19 protein-coding genes are annotated in these 20,296 nt (G+C 44.4%); 12 read left to right on the forward strand and 7 right to left on the reverse strand.

Annotated elements, in window-relative coordinates; all coding sequences use genetic code 11:
• Positions 1–2: 2 nt before the first annotated feature.
• The 6 genes from glpG to ftsY form a co-directional block, all read right to left on the reverse strand.
• A complete protein-coding gene (glpG, locus tag JKJ11_RS16070; protein WP_062463195.1) occupies positions 3–836 on the reverse strand; it encodes a rhomboid family intramembrane serine protease GlpG in 834 nt (277 codons plus the stop codon).
• Positions 837–838: 2 nt separating this feature from the next.
• Positions 839–1,159, reverse strand: coding sequence for a thiosulfate sulfurtransferase GlpE (gene glpE, locus JKJ11_RS16075; protein WP_006074964.1), 321 nt, complete (start codon positions 1,157–1,159; stop codon positions 839–841).
• Between the two features lie 470 nt (positions 1,160–1,629).
• Positions 1,630–2,484 (reverse strand): RNA polymerase sigma factor RpoH, encoded by an 855-nt coding sequence (gene rpoH / locus JKJ11_RS16080; RefSeq protein ID WP_038231119.1) that lies wholly within the window; start codon positions 2,482–2,484, stop codon positions 1,630–1,632.
• A gap of 301 nt (positions 2,485–2,785) precedes the next feature.
• The gene (gene ftsX, locus JKJ11_RS16085; RefSeq protein WP_252039135.1) at positions 2,786–3,742 is read right to left on the reverse strand and encodes a permease-like cell division protein FtsX; all 957 of its coding nucleotides are present in this window, start codon (positions 3,740–3,742) and stop codon (positions 2,786–2,788) included.
• A complete protein-coding gene (gene ftsE, locus JKJ11_RS16090) occupies positions 3,732–4,403 on the reverse strand; it encodes a cell division ATP-binding protein FtsE (protein WP_038231118.1) in 672 nt (223 codons plus the stop codon). The genes ftsX and ftsE overlap by 11 nt, the downstream gene beginning before the upstream one ends.
• Before the next feature lie 65 nt (positions 4,404–4,468).
• Entirely contained in the window at positions 4,469–5,773 is a 1,305-nt protein-coding gene (gene ftsY, locus JKJ11_RS16095) for a signal recognition particle-docking protein FtsY (protein WP_252038528.1), read from the reverse strand.
• Between the two features lie 206 nt (positions 5,774–5,979).
• On the opposite strand from ftsY, the gene rsmD reads away from it, so the two are divergent.
• From rsmD to JKJ11_RS16155, 12 genes are all read left to right on the forward strand, one after another.
• Positions 5,980–6,624 carry a 16S rRNA (guanine(966)-N(2))-methyltransferase RsmD gene (gene rsmD / locus JKJ11_RS16100; protein ID WP_252038530.1) on the forward strand — a complete coding sequence of 215 codons (645 nt, stop codon included), beginning with the start codon at positions 5,980–5,982 and terminating at the stop codon, positions 6,622–6,624.
• Complete coding sequence (locus tag JKJ11_RS16105) at positions 6,621–6,926, forward strand: DUF1145 domain-containing protein (RefSeq protein ID WP_252038531.1); 306 nt, start codon at positions 6,621–6,623, stop codon at positions 6,924–6,926. The genes rsmD and JKJ11_RS16105 overlap by 4 nt, the downstream gene beginning before the upstream one ends.
• A 143-nt stretch (positions 6,927–7,069) precedes the next feature.
• Entirely contained in the window at positions 7,070–8,527 is a 1,458-nt protein-coding gene (gmtY, locus tag JKJ11_RS16110; protein ID WP_252038532.1) for a gamma-mobile-trio recombinase GmtY, read from the forward strand.
• Complete coding sequence (gene gmtZ, locus JKJ11_RS16115) at positions 8,527–11,187, forward strand: gamma-mobile-trio integrase GmtZ (protein WP_252038533.1); 2,661 nt, start codon at positions 8,527–8,529, stop codon at positions 11,185–11,187. The genes gmtY and gmtZ overlap by 1 nt, the downstream gene beginning before the upstream one ends.
• Complete coding sequence (gene gmtX / locus JKJ11_RS16120) at positions 11,187–11,864, forward strand: gamma-mobile-trio protein GmtX (protein ID WP_252038534.1); 678 nt, start codon at positions 11,187–11,189, stop codon at positions 11,862–11,864. Before gmtZ ends, gmtX begins: the two co-directional genes overlap by 1 nt.
• On the forward strand, positions 11,864–12,301 hold the full coding sequence (locus JKJ11_RS16125; RefSeq protein WP_252038535.1) for a VPA1267 family protein: 438 nt from the start codon (positions 11,864–11,866) through the stop codon (positions 12,299–12,301). Before gmtX ends, JKJ11_RS16125 begins: the two co-directional genes overlap by 1 nt.
• Complete coding sequence (locus JKJ11_RS16130; RefSeq protein ID WP_252038536.1) at positions 12,298–14,463, forward strand: AAA family ATPase; 2,166 nt, start codon at positions 12,298–12,300, stop codon at positions 14,461–14,463. Before JKJ11_RS16125 ends, JKJ11_RS16130 begins: the two co-directional genes overlap by 4 nt.
• 971 nt (positions 14,464–15,434) lie before the next feature.
• Complete coding sequence (locus tag JKJ11_RS16135) at positions 15,435–15,725, forward strand: co-chaperone GroES (protein WP_049537218.1); 291 nt, start codon at positions 15,435–15,437, stop codon at positions 15,723–15,725.
• Positions 15,726–15,757: 32 nt separating this feature from the next.
• Positions 15,758–17,362: a chaperonin GroEL gene (gene groL / locus JKJ11_RS16140; protein ID WP_252038537.1), complete on the forward strand. Its 1,605-nt coding sequence runs from the start codon at positions 15,758–15,760 to the stop codon at positions 17,360–17,362.
• Between the two features lie 235 nt (positions 17,363–17,597).
• On the forward strand, positions 17,598–18,077 hold the full coding sequence (locus JKJ11_RS16145) for an Hsp20 family protein (RefSeq protein ID WP_049537222.1): 480 nt from the start codon (positions 17,598–17,600) through the stop codon (positions 18,075–18,077).
• Positions 18,078–18,149: 72 nt separating this feature from the next.
• Positions 18,150–18,758, forward strand: a complete 609-nt coding sequence (locus JKJ11_RS16150; protein ID WP_049537223.1) for an Hsp20/alpha crystallin family protein — start codon at positions 18,150–18,152, stop codon at positions 18,756–18,758.
• Between the two features lie 123 nt (positions 18,759–18,881).
• On the forward strand, positions 18,882–19,244 hold the full coding sequence (locus JKJ11_RS16155; protein WP_049537225.1) for a hypothetical protein: 363 nt from the start codon (positions 18,882–18,884) through the stop codon (positions 19,242–19,244).
• 766 nt (positions 19,245–20,010) lie between these two features.
• On the opposite strand, the gene JKJ11_RS16160 is transcribed toward JKJ11_RS16155, so the two are convergent.
• Positions 20,011–20,292 (reverse strand): hypothetical protein, encoded by a 282-nt coding sequence (locus JKJ11_RS16160; RefSeq protein ID WP_252038538.1) that lies wholly within the window; start codon positions 20,290–20,292, stop codon positions 20,011–20,013.
• Positions 20,293–20,296: the final 4 nt, after the last annotated feature.

Genomic DNA, 20,296 nt, shown 5'->3' on the forward strand with positions numbered 1-20,296 from the left:
ACCTAACGCGCTTTCAAACGCTGGCTGTCCACCAATCCTAATACGATACCGCTTACTAGACCAGTTAAGTGCGCCATATTGGCAATCGCCAAGAAAGGTTGGAAGAAACCGAGAATAAGCCAAACTAACATAAAGCCTACGATCGGCTTTTGAATGATGAGACCAAGCTCAGGTCGTTTCCAAGTGAGCATCCAAAGATATCCCACCAACGCATAAACTACGCCTGACAGACCGCCAAAGTTTGCTCCCTCAACCCAGTATTGTCCGGTTCCAGACACCGCAGCCGATATCAAAAATATCTCAATAAGCTTCACAGAGCCAAGACGTTTCTCAATATCGCCTCCGAGCTGCCACCACCACAATAAGTTAAAGATGATATGTAATGCCGAGAAATGCAGCAGTGCGTGAGTAAACCAACGCCAGATTTGCCATTGCTGTCCGTCGAGAGCAGGGAAATGCAAAGATGCAAAGATCGCTTCCCCCCAACCAAGCTGCTGCAAGATAAAAATCACTGAACAGATGAGCATGATACTCAAAGTCGCCACGCCGGCTTTTGCCTTAAGCAATGACATAAAGCTGGGTGTCTGATAATGGAATTTATTCTGACGCGTCTCTGCCATGTCCCAAGAAGAGGCTTGGTACTTCGGATGATTAGGTTCGGTCAGGAATTGCTTGAGTTCGGCCTCCGCCTCGACTTGGTCTTCACTATGTATCAGCCACAAGGCAAATTGACCACTTCCTTCAGGCATCATTTGTACATCAATCTTTCTCGATGCCATATAATCGATAAATGCCTGACCCATTCTCGGGTTTTGAATCGTGATCAATCTAATCATAGTTATTTCTCTATTGGTAATTCGGCGCGCTGCCAAGCCTCAAAGCCACCATCAACACTATATACCTGCTCAAAACCTTGGTTTAGCAAATATTGCGCCGCACCTTGGCTACTGATGCCGTGATAGCACATAACCAACACTGGCGACTCAAACTCCACTTGCTGCATGAAATCAACAATGCTGTCGTTGGTAAGATGAAATGCACCCGAGGCATGCGCCACGGTAAATGCCTGAATATCACGAATGTCCACCAATCGTGCTTCTGAGTCACTGCTCAGTAGTTGATGTGCGTTGACCACATCGATGTGTTGAAACTGCTCCATAGAGTCTAAACCTTCACTTTCTTTGTGCACCAATCAATATCAAATTTAGTTTGGATTCGATGCTTTTTATACGTTGTTATTTCACGTCTGATAGTATCACTATTCAGTGTTGTCAAAGTACCGATAATCAATAAGGTTATCCACTTAAGCTTAAAAAACCACCATCTGTGTGTAACTCTGTGGATTGCGTTGATAAGGTGCTTTTAGATCCAACGATCCACAACATCTAGGTATGATCTTGATCTATCTGTGTGTAAAGCAAAAGGTATCCCCAGTACCAAAAGCGCTTCAATCGACCGTTTGTCGCTGCTTTCTGACAGTTGGTAAATAATTTTGTCACAGACTTATCCACAGACCACAAGTGAAAAATGTGATCACATAATTCGATCGTTTTGATTCTCAGATCAAAAGTAAAAAGGCCGAGATCTCTCGATCTCGGCCTTAATCATTTATTCTGCTTTAAATTAAGCTTAAAACTCGCCGACGGCTGCCTTAAGTTTCTTCATTGCGTTCTTTTCTAACTGGCGAATACGCTCCGCAGACACACCGTAGGTATCGGCTAAATCTTGCAACGTAGATTTGTTGTCATCCAACCAACGAGAACGCACGATATGTTGGCTACGCTCATCAAGCGTCGCAAGCGCGTGGCCTAAACGGTTATTGGTGTGAGTTTCCCAGTTCTGAGCTTCAAAGTCTTCTGCGAGATCTGAGCTCTTATCTTCAAGATAAAGCGCAGGTGCAGTGTATGAACCGGTATCGTCATCATCGTTTTGCATTTCAAACGTTGAATCTTGAGCCGCGAGACGTGATTCCATCTCTCTGACTTCTGATGGCTCGACTCCCAGCTCTTTTGCTACCGTTTCTACTTCACCATTGTTGAACCAACCTAAGCGTTTTTTCGACTTACGTAGGTTAAAAAACAGTTTGCGCTGAGCTTTAGTCGTCGCAATCTTCACGATACGCCAGTTACGTAATACGTATTCATGGATTTCCGCTTTAATCCAATGCACCGCGAAAGATACCAGTCTTACCCCTACTTCAGGGTTGAAGCGCTTCACAGCTTTCATCAGACCAATATTGCCTTCTTGAACTAAGTCAGCCATAGGAAGCCCATAGCCAGAATAGCCACGAGCAACATGAACAACAAATCGTAGATGAGACAAAATCAGCCCTTTCGCTGCCTCTATTTCACCATCATAGTGTAATCGCTCTGCTAGTTCACGCTCCTCATCAGCCGTCAGCATTGGGTAGCTGTTGACTGAGCGGATGTAGCCATCAAGGCTATCTTGTGTCACTAATGCCATTGGATACGCTTGGTTTGCCATTCACTTCCTCATTCGTGTCGAGTGGGATTAACGCCTTCTCAATCCATCAATACTGAACCTTAATAGGCTGAGATTCAAGAAGGGGTTAGTAATTATGCATAATCAATTGGTCTAAACAAGGGTAAATGCCGATTAAATTTCATTCATTAATAGGTATTTTCTGCCCAGATGGGACTGAGCTCCCACTATCTCACTGAATAACTACATAATTATTAATAGTCACGTACAAGCGAACAATTGTTACACTCTGCGTCAGGATTGAGCAGCTTTGCCGCTCAATCAATATTCTGACCTGAGTTTTCTAGACCGGTTCAATTTCTTTTAAGTGACGCTTAGCTGAAATTCTTGCTGCGCCTGTCCCCAAGAATAGTCCGAGCATCAGGATTAGCAAGGTCTCGTCCCAGCCGAGGCCAAGGAGTCGGAAATCACTATCATACAGAGTAGCAAGGTCGGTCACAGCGCTATTGAGTAGGACAGTAATCAACGCCGTCAACAACCAAGCAACAACCGCACCTAACAACCCAAACCACATACCTGAATAGAGATACGGCCTCAAAATATAAGCATCTGTCGCACCAATCAATTTCATGGTTTGAATGGCTTCTTTATTGGCTAATACGTTAAAGCGCAATGTATTGCCCACAATCAAAAATACAGAAACCAACATCAGCACCGATAACGTCACGACTAATGTTGAGGCTAAGGTTTTGATTGCATCAAATCGACTCAACCAATCTTCATCGCGGCGAATATCGGTAATCTCTTCTTGAGTACGCAGTTTAGCTACTAAGTCTCGGTCAGTCTGTACGTCGGCATTCACTGGAATAATGGTAAGCACCCCAGGAAGCGCATAACCGTCAAGCAAACTCAGAGCCTGATCCAGACCAGAGTGCTCACTGAGATCAGCTAAACCCTCTTGCGGCGTAATGTACTTAACCGAACTGACCTCTTCCCAACCTTCAATTGCGTCTTTAAGTACCAACACTCTTGCATCTGGCACACCGACGGAAATAAACGCGGTGACTTGCGATTGGCTCGCCACGTTAGAGGTCACTGCCACAACATTCTTACCTAGCAGGTAAAGACAAGCTGGCATGGTTAGCGCCATAGAAATAACCGCCAGAGTTAGAATGTTACCCAATGGACGCTGCCACATCTCTACTAAAGACGCTTTTGCCTGCTTCCAATGCACAGTAAAGAAATTATCCGACTTTAAACGATGCTTTTTTGGCTTGCTACTTTTACGTTTAAACACCATCACTGACCTCACTTAAGAATCCTTGGTTCAGTTCAAGGTAACGATATTGAGGTCTAGAGCGAACCAAATGGATATCGTGTGTCGCCAACAAAATGGATACGCCTGCGCGGTTAAACTCTTCAAACAGCTTTAACACTTTGTTGGACAATTCAGGGTCTAAGTTACCGGTAGGCTCATCTGCTAATAGCATAGTAGGTCGGTTCACAACTGCTCGAGCAATACCCACGCGCTGCTGCTCACCACCAGACAACTGACTCGGTAGACATTTGGCCTTATCCAGTAAACCCGTTTTATCTAGTGCTGCGGAAACTCGACGCTTGATTTCATTTTCAGAGATAGATTCGATACGCATTGGCAGCGCCACGTTATCAAATACACTGCGATCCATTAGTAATCGATGGTCTTGAAATACGATACCAATGTTACGACGAAGGAAAGGGATATCCTTTGATGGCAAACGGCTGATGTCGTGATCGTTAAAAAGGATACGACCATCGGTTGGTCGTTCAATTGCACAGATCAGTTTTAACAGCGTACTTTTACCTGCGCCAGAGTGGCCACCTAAAAACGCCATTTCGCCGCGTCGAAGGTGAAAATCCACTTTTTGCAACGCTTGTCTACCACCGCGGTAAGCCTTGCTCACTTGCTCAAATTTGATCACCGAATCATTCCCCTGATTGGATGCCTATTTTTGACAAGGGATGCTGCGCATCCCTTGAGTTTTACTTAGTCTTCTCGGCTAAACAGTGCGTCGATAAAGTCTTGTGTTTCAAATGGTCTCAAATCGTCAATACCTTCGCCCACACCAATATAGCGGATTGGGATTTGGAACTGGTCAGCTAAGGCAAAGATAACCCCACCTTTCGCGGTTCCGTCTAGCTTCGTCAGCGTAATGCCCGTCAGCGGTGCTACGTCGCTAAACAGTTTCGCCTGGCTAATCGCATTTTGACCGGTGCCAGCATCTAGCGTTAGCATGATTTCATGCGGTGCCGACTCGTCAATCTTCTTCATAACACGGACGATCTTGCGCAGTTCTTCCATTAGGTTGGCTTTGTTTTGTAAGCGACCTGCGGTGTCAGCAATCACAACGTCAACGCCGCGCGCCTTTGCTGCTTCAATGGCATCATAAATAACTGACGCACTATCTGCGCCAGTATGCTGAGCAATAACCGGTACGTCATTGCGTTCGCCCCATACTTGAAGCTGCTCAACAGCTGCAGCACGGAAGGTATCACCCGCAGCCAGCATGACTTTCTTACCTTGGGCTTGATACTGCTTAGCAAGCTTACCAATGGTGGTTGTTTTGCCAACACCATTAACCCCTACCATCAGTATAACGAAAGGCATCTTAGTACTATCAACTTCCAGAGGCTTCTCAACATGGCTTAGAATCTCTGCCATTTCCTCTTTAAGCAGACCATACAGAGCTTCACCGTCTTTAAGATCAGCGCGAGAGGCTTTTTCAGTTAAGCTATCAATAATCTTAACCGTGGTGTTCATACCAACGTCAGCAATTAACAGCTGCTCTTCAAGCTCTTCAAACAGCTCATCGTCGATCTCTTTGCCTTTGAATAAGCCAAAGAAACCTGCACCAATATTGGCTTTTGTACGACTTAGGCTACGCTTTAGGCGCGCAAAGAAACTCTCAGTTGGCTTCTCTTGCTCTTGAACTCGAGCAATCACTTCTGCTTCTGCTTCTGCTTCTGCTTCTGCTTCTGCTTCTGCTTCTGCTTCTGCTTCTGCTTCTGCTTCTGCTTCTGCTTCTGCTTCTGCTTCTGCTTCTGCTTCTGCTTCTGCTTCTGCTCTTTCAGTGTTGATTTCCGCTTCAGGTATTGCAACCTCTTCCGCAGTTGTTGGTTCCTGCTCTACCGTTTCAGGTGCTGTTTCTGCGGTGACCTCAACATCACTACTTTCTTGCTGCGGTTGTTCGGCTTCAACGTCAGCAGATGTCTCTTGTTGTTTTTGCGGTGCTTGCTCTTCATCACCAAAGCCAAGCCACGAGAGTAACCCGCGTTTTTTCTTTTCTGTCATCTGAAACTATCCTGAATACTGTCTTTTCAAATGGTCTTAAATTCGGATTTGCTTAAAACGCTATCTATTTACGACAAGCGATGCAAAAAATAATTGCGACAAAGCAGTGAAAACTTTTGTCAGAGATTGGTACACTTCGTCACTTATCCAATTAAGCTCTTTAATGAGCCCGTTATAGTAACACTTAATTGTCGGTCAAAAAATCTATGGTTAGACGTCGCAAGCAAACTCCATCACAAAAACCGTCCCAGAAGACGACATCTCGTTCAGGCGCCACTCGCGGGGGTAAGGCACCAATGGGGAGTGTGCGCATTATTAGCGGACTGTGGCGCGGACGAAAACTGCCGGTTCACGATGCAGAAGGACTCCGTCCAACCACCGATCGAGTCAAAGAAACGGTGTTTAACTGGTTAGCGCAAGATATTCCACACGCTAAGGTATTAGATCTATTCGCTGGCTCAGGCAGCTTAGGATTTGAAGCGGCTTCTCGGCAAGCTGCGCAAGTCACTATGATTGAGCTCAACGACAAAGCTCACCAACAGATTATCAGTAATGTAGCGCTTGTTAAGGCAGACAATATCGTCACCCATCACGGCAATGCACTAAGCTTTTTAGACCAACCAGGACAACCACACGATGTGGTGTTTATTGATCCTCCATTTCGTCAAGGCTTGCTACCAGAAGTGATTCAAAAACTTGAAGATAATGGTTGGCTTGCCGACAATGCGTTAATCTATATTGAAACGGAAAAAGAATTACAACTCGACGTCATCCCTGAGCACTGGGATCCATTAAAAGAAAAAACGGCAGGTCAGGTTTGTTATCGATTATTTGAGAGGGAAACAAAATGAAAGCACTGTTAATGCTGGCGAAGATCGCCTTTGGATTTGTTTGGTTTGTATTGATACTGAATATTTTCCATCCATTCCCAGGAAAAGGTGCGATAGCGCTGTATATCATGACAGCCTTTCTGTTCTTAATGCATGGTGTGCAGATGGCCATTTTCCTTGGCGCCTTTGGTGACAAGCTCAAGCTAGGCACATGGGAAAAATACTCTATTCTAGCGTTCGGTATTTTCGCTCTGCTCGATATTAGACAAAAACACATGATGGGACCTGCTCCCGATAAAGCAGAAGGTACTGAAAACAAATAAGAGAAAAGCCGCGAATGTTATATATAGTAACTTAAAAGGTGTATATTGTGTATTAAGGCAGAGAAATCTGCCTTTTTATTGCACAATCAACATTGTAGGTATACAGTCAATTATGTGTATTATATGTATAAGGAAAGCATTATTTGTCATCAGTAAAAGTCAGAGCGACGATTGTAGAGGACAATACGGGCATCAAAAGCCAACTGCCTATCTTGCTAACTGAGCAAGGAGAGTTAAGTACGGTCACGGACTACCTACTCAAGCTAGAGGCGGACGGTGTGAGTAACTCCGTCATGAATGGATTTCTTCAAGCGGTGTCCTTGTTGCTGGATTATATGGAAGCTAACAGAGGGTTGTTTGACGATCCGAAGTTACTCTTTCAGACGTTTGCTAAGCGCTTATATACAGGAACGATTGGTGAAGATGGACTTGACCCATCAGGTTTGTATTGGGTGCCAAGCTCAACCGATAACGTGAATAAGCATATTCATCGATTGACGGCATTTACCGACTGGTTGGCAAACAAGCACAGCACTGCGTCCATGAATCCCTTGCGTGATGCTACCCCGCATGAGCAGCGATTGAATTACGCCGCATGGTATCGCAAAAACCAAAATGATTTCCTCGGTCACATCGAAGATAAGACTGTGAACAAAACCATCCGTAAGGCGCGAACCATCAAGGGGCGCACTCCTCTCACTAAAACCGAAGATGACGCTATCGCCTTTCCTGAAAAGCATTGGGAAGACTTTTATATTAATGGCATCGGTGGCGCGAGCGATCCGCGAGTGGCACTCAGGGATAAGTTAATACTCCTGCTTATGCACGGTGGAGGGTTACGCGAAAGTGAAGCTTTAACGCTTTGGGTGACAGATGTACTTGAAGACCCATACACCTCTGATAGTGCTATCGTTCGGATTTACGACGAAATCGATGGTAAAGCGCCAAGTGACCCTGAAGTGCGTTCTAAAAAACAGAATAGAGAAACGTACTTAAAAGAAAAGTATGCGCGTATCCCTCGCCAACGCATGAAAGGCACAGCGCATCTTGGTTGGAAGAACCGTGTGGTTGACCATAAAGATAACTATATACAGGTTCAATGGTTTCCCACCGACTATGGCAAAGTGTTTATGTCACTTTGGAAAAATTATCAAAAGTACCGCGCCAGCATCGACTGTCACCATCCTTATGCGTTCATTTCGTTTCATCACAGCGCGTTAGGCAACCCTTACACCATCAACGCTTTCCATGATAACTACGCCAACGGCTTAAAGCGTATTGGTTTAGAGCCGAGTAAGGCAGAAGGCAAAGACCCTCACGGGCACCGACATAATTACGGCAGACGACTAGAGCGTTCTGGTCTGAACCCTTTGGTGATTCGACGCTGTATGCACCATAAGTCCCTAGACTCACAAATCCCCTACACAGGCAAAGGTCAGCAGGAAATCTCTGACGAACTGACCCAAGCCACACAGCAACTGGCGAACCCTAACTCCAAAGTTAACGCGCTCGACTGGAAAGCACTGGTTGAACACGGTTTTGACGACATCGATCCACAGGGCTACTTCACTGGCAAACATCCAAAATTGAGAGGTAAGTAATGGCGAAAAAAAGAAAACGTGACGGACGTTCATCGGATTTAACCTTCTCATGGATGTTGACCACACTTGGTGCAGAGTGGCAACAATGGCAGGAATTGGCCGCAGAGTGGATGGTGACACAAAAAACTGGTACTCAACACAAGCAGAAGGCGTTAACCCGCTTCTTTGAGTCTTATGTTGCTGAATATGTGACTTATGCGGTTGCCGATATAGATTTGTTTTTTAAGGGCTACAAAGGACATCAATGCTCCAGTGAAGAGTTGGAGAAACTAGCAAAAGCTCGATTTACAGATGCGTATGAAATTTCAGCGAGCGTCAATATCCCTTGCGACTTCATCGACTTTGTTATTGAAAAAGTGTTCTCCGAGGAAGATGATAATGGCAACCTTGTGCCACTGGTTCAAAATCCTCTCACCAAAATCAAGCGGCAAGATAGTAGGACGGAAACCGTCCGCAATCCCTTGCCGTATCGATACATTCAGGACTTGCGTCAAATCCTCTGTCCGTTACCTGACAAAACTGAACTCACCGTCATTGAGCAAAATCTCAAGGACAATGAACCCATGCTTCCAGCTTATCACTACCGTCATTTCAAGCACTGGACATGGGCGCAGCAGCAGACAGGACAAGGACAAACTCAAAGCGGTGACTGGTTTGAAGTGGAGCCTGAGCTGATTGACAAGTCCGACCCCGACTGTGTGTGGCGCAGCAAAGAAGTGACTCGCAAAGGTAATAAAATCACCATTCATCAACTCTGGTCGCCTGTCAAAGCGATGGTGATTTTTATGAAGCTTCACCTACCACTGCGTACCTATCAGGTGCGTATGCTGGACAGCGGGGAAGCGGATACATGGCGCTATGAAAACGTTCAATGGGTAGTAAACACCCAACATGATTTTGCCGTTGGCAGTGAAAAACGTCCATTTGGCAAAGGCATTTTCCGCCGTATTCACGACACCATGACAGGGCTGTATTCCACAGGCTTGTATATCAATACCAACAAAACCGCTGACCAAAATAAAGACGAACTGGAACGTGGCTACATCATTCCTTGGCAAAATGAGGAAGTGCTTTACTGGCTGGAAAAATTGCGTAACTGGCAAGAAAAATACAACCCCATTGCAAAGCCCATCGACTGTACTACATTGTTGAAAAAGCACACTCATGATAAGAAATCGGACAAACAGCTAGAAAGCATGGGTGAAATTGCGTTTCTGTTTCGCGATGCATCAGCAAAAGGTGAAGATAAGCACAAGCCAATAGTGTTTAGTGGAATTCCAACTTTCTGGTATCAACTCCTATTGACACTGGAAAACCAACTGGCAGAGCAAGGAAATACATTGGATAACGGCGAACGCTTAAAACTGGTTGTGGATTACCCAGAAGGTACTGTTGAAAGACGCAAGGTTGCCACACTCTTTCCATTGCACAGTTTACGTGTCTCACTCATCACGGCTTACACAATGGATACACAATTGCCATTGCCTGTAATTTCTAAACTATTGGCGGGTCATACACGCCTGTTGATGACCATCTACTACAACAAAATCACCCCGTCGGTGATGGCAGAAAAAATGGATGAAGGACATGGTGAGCTGGATGCGAAATCCAAACAATCGGTACGCAATTTCCTTAAAGATGCCTCAATGGAGCAAATACAGTGCAAGATGGTGTATCACAATGATGACAGTATTCAGGCAGCACTGGTCAATCGTAATCCGATTGGATGGGAAGAACGTTCGTGTGGTCTGTGTTTGGTTGGTGGTAACACCGTCAAATCGGATGAAATCAGTACCCTTGGTGGTTGCTGGAACGGTGGTGCGTTGACTAATGATGCAAAAAGCGCTGCCAACCGTATTTACGGCAGCGTACCTCATGGCCCCGAAAACTGTCCTCGCTGCCGCTGGTTTATTACTGAAGCTTATTATCTTAAGCCACTCAATGCCCAGTTCAATCAACTGAGTTACAAAGCGCATCAGGCGGCTAACCTGTCTGTAGAAATTGAGGGTGAGCTGGAAGCCCTCAAAGACGAGCAGTTCTTTTGTGAAAAGCAAGGTAAGCCATTTATCAAGCACGATGAACTGCAAGCCCTACAGCGCCGCTATGAAAAACAGCAAATCGAAACCGATGAATACACAAAAGACCTGGTAGCTTGCTTTGAACTCATTATCAAAATTATGCGGGTCGAAGAAGCCAGAAATGACGATGACACCAAAGATAAACTGATTGCGGTTGGCTCTGAGCAAGATGTCAGCCATGCCTTGAAGTTTGTTGAAACCGACTCTGAGTTGCTGCATCTATCCCTGATTTGTGATGACGCGGAGTTCTACCCTGATTTGCAGGACGAACTGCGTAAAACGCCTGCGATAGAAAAACGCTCTCGCCAACTTAGTCGTGTGCTAATGAAAAAAGGCTTTGAGCCGATTTTTATGGAAATGGACGACAAACAACAACTCATCGCTGCCAATGCCATGCTGCGCCAAATGGCGAAAATCGCTGACCCTGATGATAAGCTCGAAGGCTACCGCAAGGTAGCGAACTACATCGAAGCGGGTGAATACCTAAACGACAATAAGCTGTTGTCTGGCGGTATTCATGCTCTGAGCAATAAAGTCATCAACCTAGATGGCATCGCACTACAGAAGTTATTGGAGGACTAATGGAACTCGATATTGATGTCATTCTGGCGGACTTAAAAGAAGGTAAAGTGCCTCGCACTCGGCAAAACCTCGATAAGCTCAATGACACGCTGAAAGCCTATGCAGAATCAGGTCAGCGTGACTTCTCCATCACGCAAATTGGACGGGTGTCTGCCGAAAATGGCGGATTGGCGTATGAGGCTTTGCGTGCTACCCGTAACAAGCACTACCGAACACTCATTGAAGCATGGGCGGCAAAGTACAATACCAATACCAAAAAACCGCTATCCAACACCTCACGGTCTAAATCCATCCCTGCGGATAATAAACTGTTGGAGCGCATCCCAGACCCTGCGGTACGCGCCTTGTTTGGTCAAATTATTGCCGAGCGAAACCGTTACCGAAAAGAGGTGAATTTACTCAAGCAACACGCCAATATTACCATCGACAAACGCCCTGTGCGCCAGTTTGACACCACCGCAGAACCAAGCGTGGAAGTGCTGCCATCCCTATCAGGCGTACTCACCGAATCAGAGAAAAAAGCCTTAGCGTACGCCATTTCTGACGAGTGCATGGAAAAGAACGACTGGCAAACTACTCAGGCGGGTCAGGTAAAAGACATGGAATACAACAGCGAAGTATTCCCTAGAGGCTTTGTCACAGGACTTCGCAAGCTCTTGGGTGAGGTAGATGACTAATGGCAAGTGGGCAGCAGAAAGCGCAACGAAACCTTGAGGCATTTGAGGTCTGGAAAGCCACGCAGACGGACGATGAGTTTAAACAAATCGTATTCAGGGGGCAGCTTAATAAAATCGAAGTGGCAAAGGGCATTGGTTGTGGCAAATCGGCGTTAAACCAAAATCCTGCCCTTAAAAAAGCACTCAAAGCCTTAGAAGATGAACTGCGCAGTAAAGGTGTCCTGCCACCGTTGACTGACGCTGCCAAGAAGAATGAGGGCAAACCTCAAGCCTACGATAACACTGCAAATCGAAAGCTTCTCGATACAAAGCGGGTGTCGTCACTAGAAGCTGAGAACATTGAATTGAAAGCTAAGGTCAGGGAGCTTGAAAAGCGACTTGAGCGCTTTGGTGAACTATCTGAAACCTTATCCGAAATGGGGTTGATGCCACGATGAATACCGCTTTGCATGAAGACCAAATGCGTGTAACCAGTATCCCTTATCGCTCGACCAAGATGGTGATATTCAGCGGTGTACCGCTGGCGAAAGACTCTTACAAAACCAATAGTGGGAAGTATTACGTCACCATCAAAGCCGACCCCGATAGCATCCCTGTGCTTCCAACGCTGGGTCAGCATTGGTCAGTCAAAGGCGCTCGCCAGATAGAAAATATGGAGATGGGTGATTATGTAATGCAGCAGCACACTTATGAATCACCCAAGCATATTAAATGCACTTTACCCGAAACAGGGGAGCAACTGATTCGCTTTATCGCCAGAGAAAGTGACTTCAAGGGTATTGGCGAAAGCAAAGCTAGGGCGCTCTGGCAGCTCTTAGGTAAAGACTTTCATGCCACACTGAAAAATGACACCCCAGAGTCCAGAAAGCGTCTGGCATCTGTTCTGAGTGAAGATTCAGTGGGGGCGCTCTATAGAGGGTACGCCAAATACAAAAATTTGGCGTATTGCAACTGGATGAGTGAGCACAACATCCCCGCCAGTGTGCAGCAACGGCTGCTCAAGCATCACGGTGAAGCCTCCATCGATGTTATCAAGGATAATCCTTATGCTCTGATGGGCTTTGGTCTTTCGTTCAGTGCCATTGAAGACATTATCAAGGTAACGGATTTTAAGAGCGATGTTGCGAAGGATGACCCAAGAAGGCTCAGCGCTGCTATGGAAATGGCGATTCGCAAGGAGATTGAAAAAGGTCACACCTATACCACTCATGCCAATGTGCGCCCTTACCTCAACAAGCTACTGAAAGACAAAGCACTGGTCACTCAGGCGTTCCAATCAGGTCATGATAAAGCTCAGTACATTTTAAAACCCGACACAGGAACCTACCATCCAACGGCGCAACTTCTGATGGAAAGTGTCGTTGCCAAGCGCTTAAAAACACTGATTAAGCGAAATGACTTGTTTGATGAAAACGCCAATGCTGCGTATTGCTCTGCAGTTGCGGAGCTTCCCTACGAATTAACTCCTAAACAAATCGAAGCCGTCACAACGTGTCTGGATAATTCGGTAAGCTGTATTACGGGCGGTGCAGGTACAGGCAAGACAACGGTACTCAGAACGGCTCTCAGGGCATATCATCAACTTGGATTTGAAATACACGCCGTTGCGCTCAGCGGTCGTGCTGCAATGAGACTTCATGAGTCCATCGGTTTTGTTACCTCAACCATTGCCAAATTGCTGCGTGAAGACCCCATAGAACCCAGTGTAGAGAAAACAAATCACCTACTGGTGATTGATGAGGCAAGCATGATTGACTTGCCAACCATGTATCGTCTTGTGAATCACATTCACCCCTCTGTACGATTAATATTCACTGGCGACCCCGACCAACTTCCACCAATCGGCTGCGGCAAGGTGTTGGCAGACATCGTTGAAGCAAAAGCGGTGGCTAATACGATGTTAGATATCGTCAAGAGACAGGAAGGTTCAACGGGTATCCCCGAATACTCAAAGCTCATCAATCAAGGTGTGATGCCTGATCGATTAAGTACGGGAGCAATACACTTTCACGAAACCAGTAAAACAGACATTGCCAAAGTCTGTTGTGAGCTTTACCAACAGTGTCCTGAAAACAGTCGTGTCATGGCTCCAACCAAGGCACTCGTATCAGAAATCAATAAACTCACCCAACAAGCCGTTAACCCAGATAGCACTAGCCTTGAGTTCGAAATCAATGGTGATAAGTTCTTTTTGCCACTTCGCATAAATGATGCGGTGTTATTTACGCAGAACCATTATGACAAAGGCATTCAGAACGGCTCACTAGGTATGCTAACCAACGCCAAACCTTCTGGTGATAGTTACGGTGAAGTGACGCTAGATACAGGTGAAAAGGTCGAGATAACACAATCCGTTCTCGACTGCATGGAGTTGGGTTACGCAATCACCCTACATAAAGCTCAAGGGTCACAGTTTCCACGCATCATCATCGCTCTGCAAAACGGAAGAATAGTAGATAGAGCATGGCTCTATACGGCAATCACGAGAGCTGAAAGTGAAATCCATATCGTTGGTAGTCGTGATGATATGAAGCAGATCACCGAGGCACCTAGTCACTCTCATAAGCGGAATAGCTACCTAAAGAAACTGTTGAGTTAGCAATTTCAAACTCGTTTATGCCCCAAACCTTCTTAGAACCTGCTTACTTTTAGATAAGAAAGAGTAATGTTCTTGGTTGCAATCAAATTGGGCTACAGCTTGTTGCCCAATTTGAAAGTAGTCTAATGCAGCAAATGTCCAACAGCCTGTTGGACAAACTCCGATCCCAATTTTGCAACAGCCTGCTGCAAAAATCACTATGAAGCACTTCTGCTCCATTCAGCGTTACAAATCCATCACACACAGTGCGTGATGCAGCTTGAGTGATGAACTCAGTTTTGCCCCATTCCGTTTTGGCAACTAGGAAGGATTTCTTCTCAGTTGCTTTCCAATCCACAAGTATTCCTCGCAGTTGAACAGTTGCCAAATTTGCAACAGTTGCCTGAGTTGTGAAATCGTTCAGTTGTTGCAGATTATGCAACAACTTCCGCCGGATCCAATTGTGCAACAGCTTGTTGCACAAATCAGCCTTAGGTACTTCCCAAAAACATGTTGAGATAGCAGTAGGTCTTCGTAAGACTAATTTGGTCAACAGGATGTTGGACAAACTCTAGTGTTCAATTATGCAAGAGGGTCTTGCACAATTGCGAAACAAGTTGTTTCGTAAGTCATCTCTGCCCCAAAGTTTGCTAGCTTAACTTGGGGCCGATAAATCCAGTCAGGAATTCCCGAACTTTTTCTAATACCTAACGAGAAGAAAGGCATGCTCGTTCTAGGGCGACAATCATCAACTTTGCACCAAAGCAATGCATTGATTGTAAGCTGTCTAGCTAGACAACTTGCTATAAAATGGCATATAGCAATATGAAATATTAAGGTGTCTATTTTGTTTAAAATCGAATATAAAATTTTCTTTTTGTCCCTTGAACTCACTTTTCGTTGTCCCTATTTTCCTAATCGGGAGAGTACTACATAGCTCTACCCATCACCATTATGTCTTTTATGTTTAACAATTGTAGGAGGCTAACCTCATGAATATTCGTCCTTTAAATGATCGGCTGATAGTCGAAAGACTCGAAGCAGAATCCCTATCTGAAGGAGGAATTGTCCTTACGTCTCAGTCAGTACAAAAATCAAATCGAGCGAAAGTCGTCGCTGTTGGTCTAGGTCAACGACTGGAAAATGGAGATCGGGTTTCTATGGACGTTAAAGTCGATGACATTGTCATTTTTAATGACGGCTATGGTGTCAAAACAGAAAAAATCGATGGTTCAGAGTACCTTATTCTCTCCGAATCTGATGTGTTAGCAATCGTTGAGTAATTGAGTTTTCATTATTTTTTGAGGAGATAATCATGACTGCAAAAGAAGTTATATTTGCTGATGAATCGCGTCAAAAGATGCTTAATGGGGTAAACCTGCTGGCTGACGCCGTTAAGGTTACTTTAGGTCCTAAAGGTCGAAATGTTGTACTAGATAAGTCATTTGGAGCTCCAACCATCACAAAAGATGGGGTCTCTGTCGCGAAAGAAATCGAGCTTGAAGATAAGTTCGAGAACATGGGCGCACAAATGGTAAAGCAAGTCGCATCGAAAGCGAATGATGAAGCTGGTGATGGAACAACAACCGCAACGGTGTTGGCGCAATCTTTGATCAATGAGGGATTAAAGGCCGTCGCGTCGGGCATGAATCCAATGGATTTAAAGCGAGGTATAGATAAAGCAACGGAAGCTGCTGTAGAGAAACTTCGTGAGATATCTCAGCCTTGCAGTGACAAAGAGTCGATTACTCAAGTTGGCAGCATTTCAGCAAACAGCGACAGATCGATTGGTGACATTATAGCGGAAGCGATGGAGAAGGTTGGTCGCAATGGTGTCATCACGGTTGAAGAAGGTCAGGGCTTAGACAATGAGCTTGCGGTAGTTGAGGGTATGCAGTTTGATCGCGGGTATCTTTCTCCGTACTTCATCACCAATCAGGAGAGTGGCTCTGTAGAACTGGATAATCCTTATGTGCTTTTGGTGGATAAAAAGGTAAGCAATATTCGTGAGTTACTACCTGTACTAGAAGAAGTCGCCAAACAGTCTAGATCGCTGCTTATTTTGGCTGAAGATATTGAAGGTGAAGCTTTAGCAACACTCGTCGTCAACAATATGCGTGGTATTGTCCGAACTGTTGCGGTCAAAGCCCCAGGGTTTGGTGATAACCGCAAAGCAATGATGGAAGATATTGCAGTCCTAACCGGTGGTACTCTGATTTGCGAAGACCTAGGTCATGAGCTTGAAAAGACTACGCTAGAGCAATTGGGTAGCGCAAAGAAAGTCACGATAACAAAAGATACAACCACAATTGTCGGTGGTGTAGCGAATGAACAGGTTATCAAAGACCGAGTTAGAACGATAGAAAATCAAATCGCATCATCCACTTCTCAATATGACAAAGAAAAGCTTCAACAGCGAATAGCGAAACTCTCAGGAGGTGTTGCAGTGATTAAAATTGGTGCTGCGACAGAAGTTGAAATGAAGGAGAAGAAAGATCGTGTCGATGATGCATTGCACGCCACAAGAGCTGCTGTGGAAGAAGGTATCGTTGCCGGGGGAGGCGTCGCTCTTGCTAAGATCAGCAAAGAGTTGGTTGACCTTGCTGGAGACAACGAAGACCAAAATGTCGGTATTCGAGTAGCGTTACGGGCGATGGAGGAACCCCTTCGTCAAATTGCCACCAATGCGGGTGATGAAGCGTCTGTCGTCGCGAACAATGTCAAAGCAGGTGATGTGAACCACGGCTTTAACGCGGCTACAGGAAAATACGGTGACATGTTTGAAATGGGTATTCTTGATCCGACAAAAGTTACGCGCTCGGCACTTCAATATGCGGCGTCTATAGCTGGGTTAATGATTACAACTGAAGCTATGATTTCCGAACAAGTAAAAGATAAACAACCAATGAATCATATTTAGTAAAGAAACTAAGCGGGCAAGGAAGTCCGCTTAATTATTAGGTATAGATAATATAAACTCAAAGCTTTCTTATTATTAAATGATCTTTCAATCATGCCAGTTATAAGGAGGTTTTATAAATTACAGCTTGAAAAAGGATTTATAAAATACTATAAAGTCATTGTAAAAGTTGTCTAGATAGAAACTTTTATATCTATTGTTTTTATTTTGTATTGCTTCTTATGGAGGATATATTATGAACTCAATCGACCTCACTCCACTATATCGAAATAGTGTAGGATTTGACCGCTTAGCATCACTGCTAGACCATGCGTTAACTAGTGAAACAACTGTTGGCGGTTACCCCCCATACAACATAGAAGTTCTTAGCGAAAACCGTTACGCCATTACATTGGCTGTAGCTGGTTTTGTGCAAGAAGAACTTGATATTCAAGTTGAGAAAGGCGTACTGACTGTGCGCGGCAATAAGAGCTCTGAACCGGAAAGCAAATATCTTTATCAAGGTATAGCCAACCGTACATTTGAGCGTAAATTTAACTTAGCAGATTATGTTGAAGTTACCGACGCTGATCTCTCTCATGGTTTATTAACTATTACTTTGGTTAAAGAAATTCCTGAAGAAATGAAGCCTAAATCTATCGCCATTAATCAGGGTGGTAATATTCTAGAGCATAAATCTGAAGGTGATGATGACCGTAAAGTTAATAAAAAATAACTAAATAGAGGGTGTGTAGCGCACCCTCTGTATTATTGGTTATGAATATTGCCTAAATTGGGAGGGTATTTTATGAACATTGAAAAACTAAATCCATGGAATTGGTTTAAACATAAAGAAGATTCAAGTAACCAAATCCCACTATTTCAGAATGAAGCATTTTCTGAAGCTCGTACTAGTGGCACTACTTTAGTATCACCACAGCAAAGATCGCCTCTCCAACTACACGAAGAAATGGACCGTTTGTTTGATGACATATGGCAGTCACTAAGGATGCCAAGTTCCTCACACTTGTCCCGCGCCAGCTCATTGCTCATCAGTAACCCGTTGAGCGATAGATTACTCTTTGCAAATCGATCAAAACTTGATGTATCCGTCAGCGAGAATGAATATAAAATTTCAGTTGAGCTCCCTGGACTTTCAGAAAACGATATTCAAATTGAATTGGGTCCGAATACATTAATTGTGAAAGGACAAATGAAGCAGGATAAAGAGTCTAAAGGTAAACAGTATTACTGCGTTGAACGTAGTATGGGTGCATTTCAACGTACTTTGTCTCTACCTGAAGATGTAGATCAAGATGCAATCTCAGCAACGATGAAAAACGGTCTTCTGGTCATTAAACTCCCAAGAAAAACAACTGCAAGGAACAGCATCAAGCGTGTCTCTATTTCGTCTTGAATAAGCTTGGAGGCAAGTCCTTTTCGTCAATTAACCCAGTAAACTAGGGCAACGCGTGGTTAGTTTACATATGATCTGATATACATCTGAGCCACTACTATTTCATCCTCGGGAAGGAGGGCCATGACCAATCACAGTTGCAATAACAAATTGCTGAACAACGTTCTTCTAATTTGTAAAACAAGTACAAGTACTGAAGGTTTCGCTAGGCTGTTCGACAGCTATAATTTTTCCGTGGACATTCGTCATGATAACCTGAAGGATATTGATTTTGGTCAGTATGGTGCGGTTGTACACATTACTAACTCCTCTGACTCCCTGACAGAGCTACTAGGCCGCAGAATCGAGTCAATAAAAGATGAGGAATGGATACTAATTTCAGGTGATGATGAAGACTTGCATTGTAATGTTCAGTTGACTGTGCTCGCGTCTGAGGAACTGAAACTATACGTAAGAACGCTTTGGGCCAAGTTCAATATCACGTAAGTTTGTTATACCTCAACTTAGTTCTCCTCAGCAGGTTATTCTATATATCGTGCTCTATTAAGGGTACTCAATAGGATGACGTTACCTTATTTGTTTAAATTTTCTAACGGTATCTTCTTCAGGCACTGTTGTGAGCCTTGCCTGATTAAGTTTTGCAATACTAAAAGTTATTTGAAGGGCTGCTCGTTGCCCTAGCACCAACTCACTTCTGTCCAAAGTCGTGTCAGGCCAACTATTTCTGGCACGAGCTTGCCCCATTGTGTGCTATCGCTAAACTCACCCAAATTTCAATCATCGCAATTTGGATTAGTTCTACTTATGGTATAGAACTATACTGCGTTACCACTTTCACCGCACCATTGCTATAAACCATTTGCGTTTAATCTATGCAAAGTAACTACTCTTTCAAGTGGTCCCAGTGACCGATAAGGCACTACAAAATTAGTTTGCGACTGAGTTTTGCGTTGACAACACAATGCCGTTCCAAATAGTCTTTTTGCACGTTAGCGAAGGAAATTGGTATGTAACTTTATGCTAGGAAAGAGCTTTCTACAGTGACGCAAAGGTCGACAAACTAGATAACGGCTATGTAACACTAATTCTCAAATTATACTTCAGTGGTCGTATCAAACCTGACCCATGGATATCACCTCTGCATTCAATGCAAATTGTTCATACTAACGTTGGAGAGTCCCAATGAAACTAGCACCGTTCAAGAGTGTTGGTCTATACACAGTTAGTATCCTTTCCCACTAAAGCTACAAGTTTATCGGAGAGTTACGATGCATTTCTCATTTCTACAAGTGACCACATAATATTCATAGTCTACTTGATGCTCTTTGACTTTAAAGTAAATAGTGCTCTTTTTTAAACCATCTTGAAAAGCATAGATAAATTCAGCGTCACTTATGCTCAAATCTTCTTTTTTGAGATGCTCTGCTATCGAAAGTCTCGCCAACTCAATAATTCTTTCATCCTGCAATGGACTGAGCGACGCCAGCGCGAATACGGGGATGAGTGCGAAAATAAGGATATGAATTGTCTTCATCTAA

It is taken from the genome of Vibrio sp. SCSIO 43133 (assembly GCF_023716845.1).
Taxonomy (GTDB): Bacteria; Pseudomonadota; Gammaproteobacteria; order Enterobacterales; family Vibrionaceae; genus Vibrio; species Vibrio mediterranei.

Excerpts from the sequence above, each read along its gene's own strand:
- glpG (WP_062463195.1), bottom strand. The coding sequence starts at position 836 with ATGATTAGATTGATCACGATTCAAAACCCGAGAATGGGTCAGGCATTT.
- glpE (WP_006074964.1), bottom strand. The coding sequence starts at position 1,159 with ATGGAGCAGTTTCAACACATCGATGTGGTCAACGCACATCAACTACTG.
- rpoH (WP_038231119.1), bottom strand. The coding sequence starts at position 2,484 with ATGGCAAACCAAGCGTATCCAATGGCATTAGTGACACAAGATAGCCTT.
- ftsX (WP_252039135.1), bottom strand. The coding sequence starts at position 3,742 with ATGGTGTTTAAACGTAAAAGTAGCAAGCCAAAAAAGCATCGTTTAAAG.
- ftsY (WP_252038528.1), bottom strand. The coding sequence starts at position 5,773 with ATGACAGAAAAGAAAAAACGCGGGTTACTCTCGTGGCTTGGCTTTGGT.
- rsmD (WP_252038530.1), top strand. The coding sequence starts at position 5,980 with ATGGTTAGACGTCGCAAGCAAACTCCATCACAAAAACCGTCCCAGAAG.
- JKJ11_RS16105 (WP_252038531.1), top strand. The coding sequence starts at position 6,621 with ATGAAAGCACTGTTAATGCTGGCGAAGATCGCCTTTGGATTTGTTTGG.
- gmtZ (WP_252038533.1), top strand. The coding sequence starts at position 8,527 with ATGGCGAAAAAAAGAAAACGTGACGGACGTTCATCGGATTTAACCTTC.
- gmtX (WP_252038534.1), top strand. The coding sequence starts at position 11,187 with ATGGAACTCGATATTGATGTCATTCTGGCGGACTTAAAAGAAGGTAAA.
- JKJ11_RS16125 (WP_252038535.1), top strand. The coding sequence starts at position 11,864 with ATGGCAAGTGGGCAGCAGAAAGCGCAACGAAACCTTGAGGCATTTGAG.
- JKJ11_RS16130 (WP_252038536.1), top strand. The coding sequence starts at position 12,298 with ATGAATACCGCTTTGCATGAAGACCAAATGCGTGTAACCAGTATCCCT.
- JKJ11_RS16135 (WP_049537218.1), top strand. The coding sequence starts at position 15,435 with ATGAATATTCGTCCTTTAAATGATCGGCTGATAGTCGAAAGACTCGAA.
- groL (WP_252038537.1), top strand. The coding sequence starts at position 15,758 with ATGACTGCAAAAGAAGTTATATTTGCTGATGAATCGCGTCAAAAGATG.
- JKJ11_RS16145 (WP_049537222.1), top strand. The coding sequence starts at position 17,598 with ATGAACTCAATCGACCTCACTCCACTATATCGAAATAGTGTAGGATTT.
- JKJ11_RS16150 (WP_049537223.1), top strand. The coding sequence starts at position 18,150 with ATGAACATTGAAAAACTAAATCCATGGAATTGGTTTAAACATAAAGAA.
- JKJ11_RS16155 (WP_049537225.1), top strand. The coding sequence starts at position 18,882 with ATGACCAATCACAGTTGCAATAACAAATTGCTGAACAACGTTCTTCTA.
- JKJ11_RS16160 (WP_252038538.1), bottom strand. The coding sequence starts at position 20,292 with ATGAAGACAATTCATATCCTTATTTTCGCACTCATCCCCGTATTCGCG.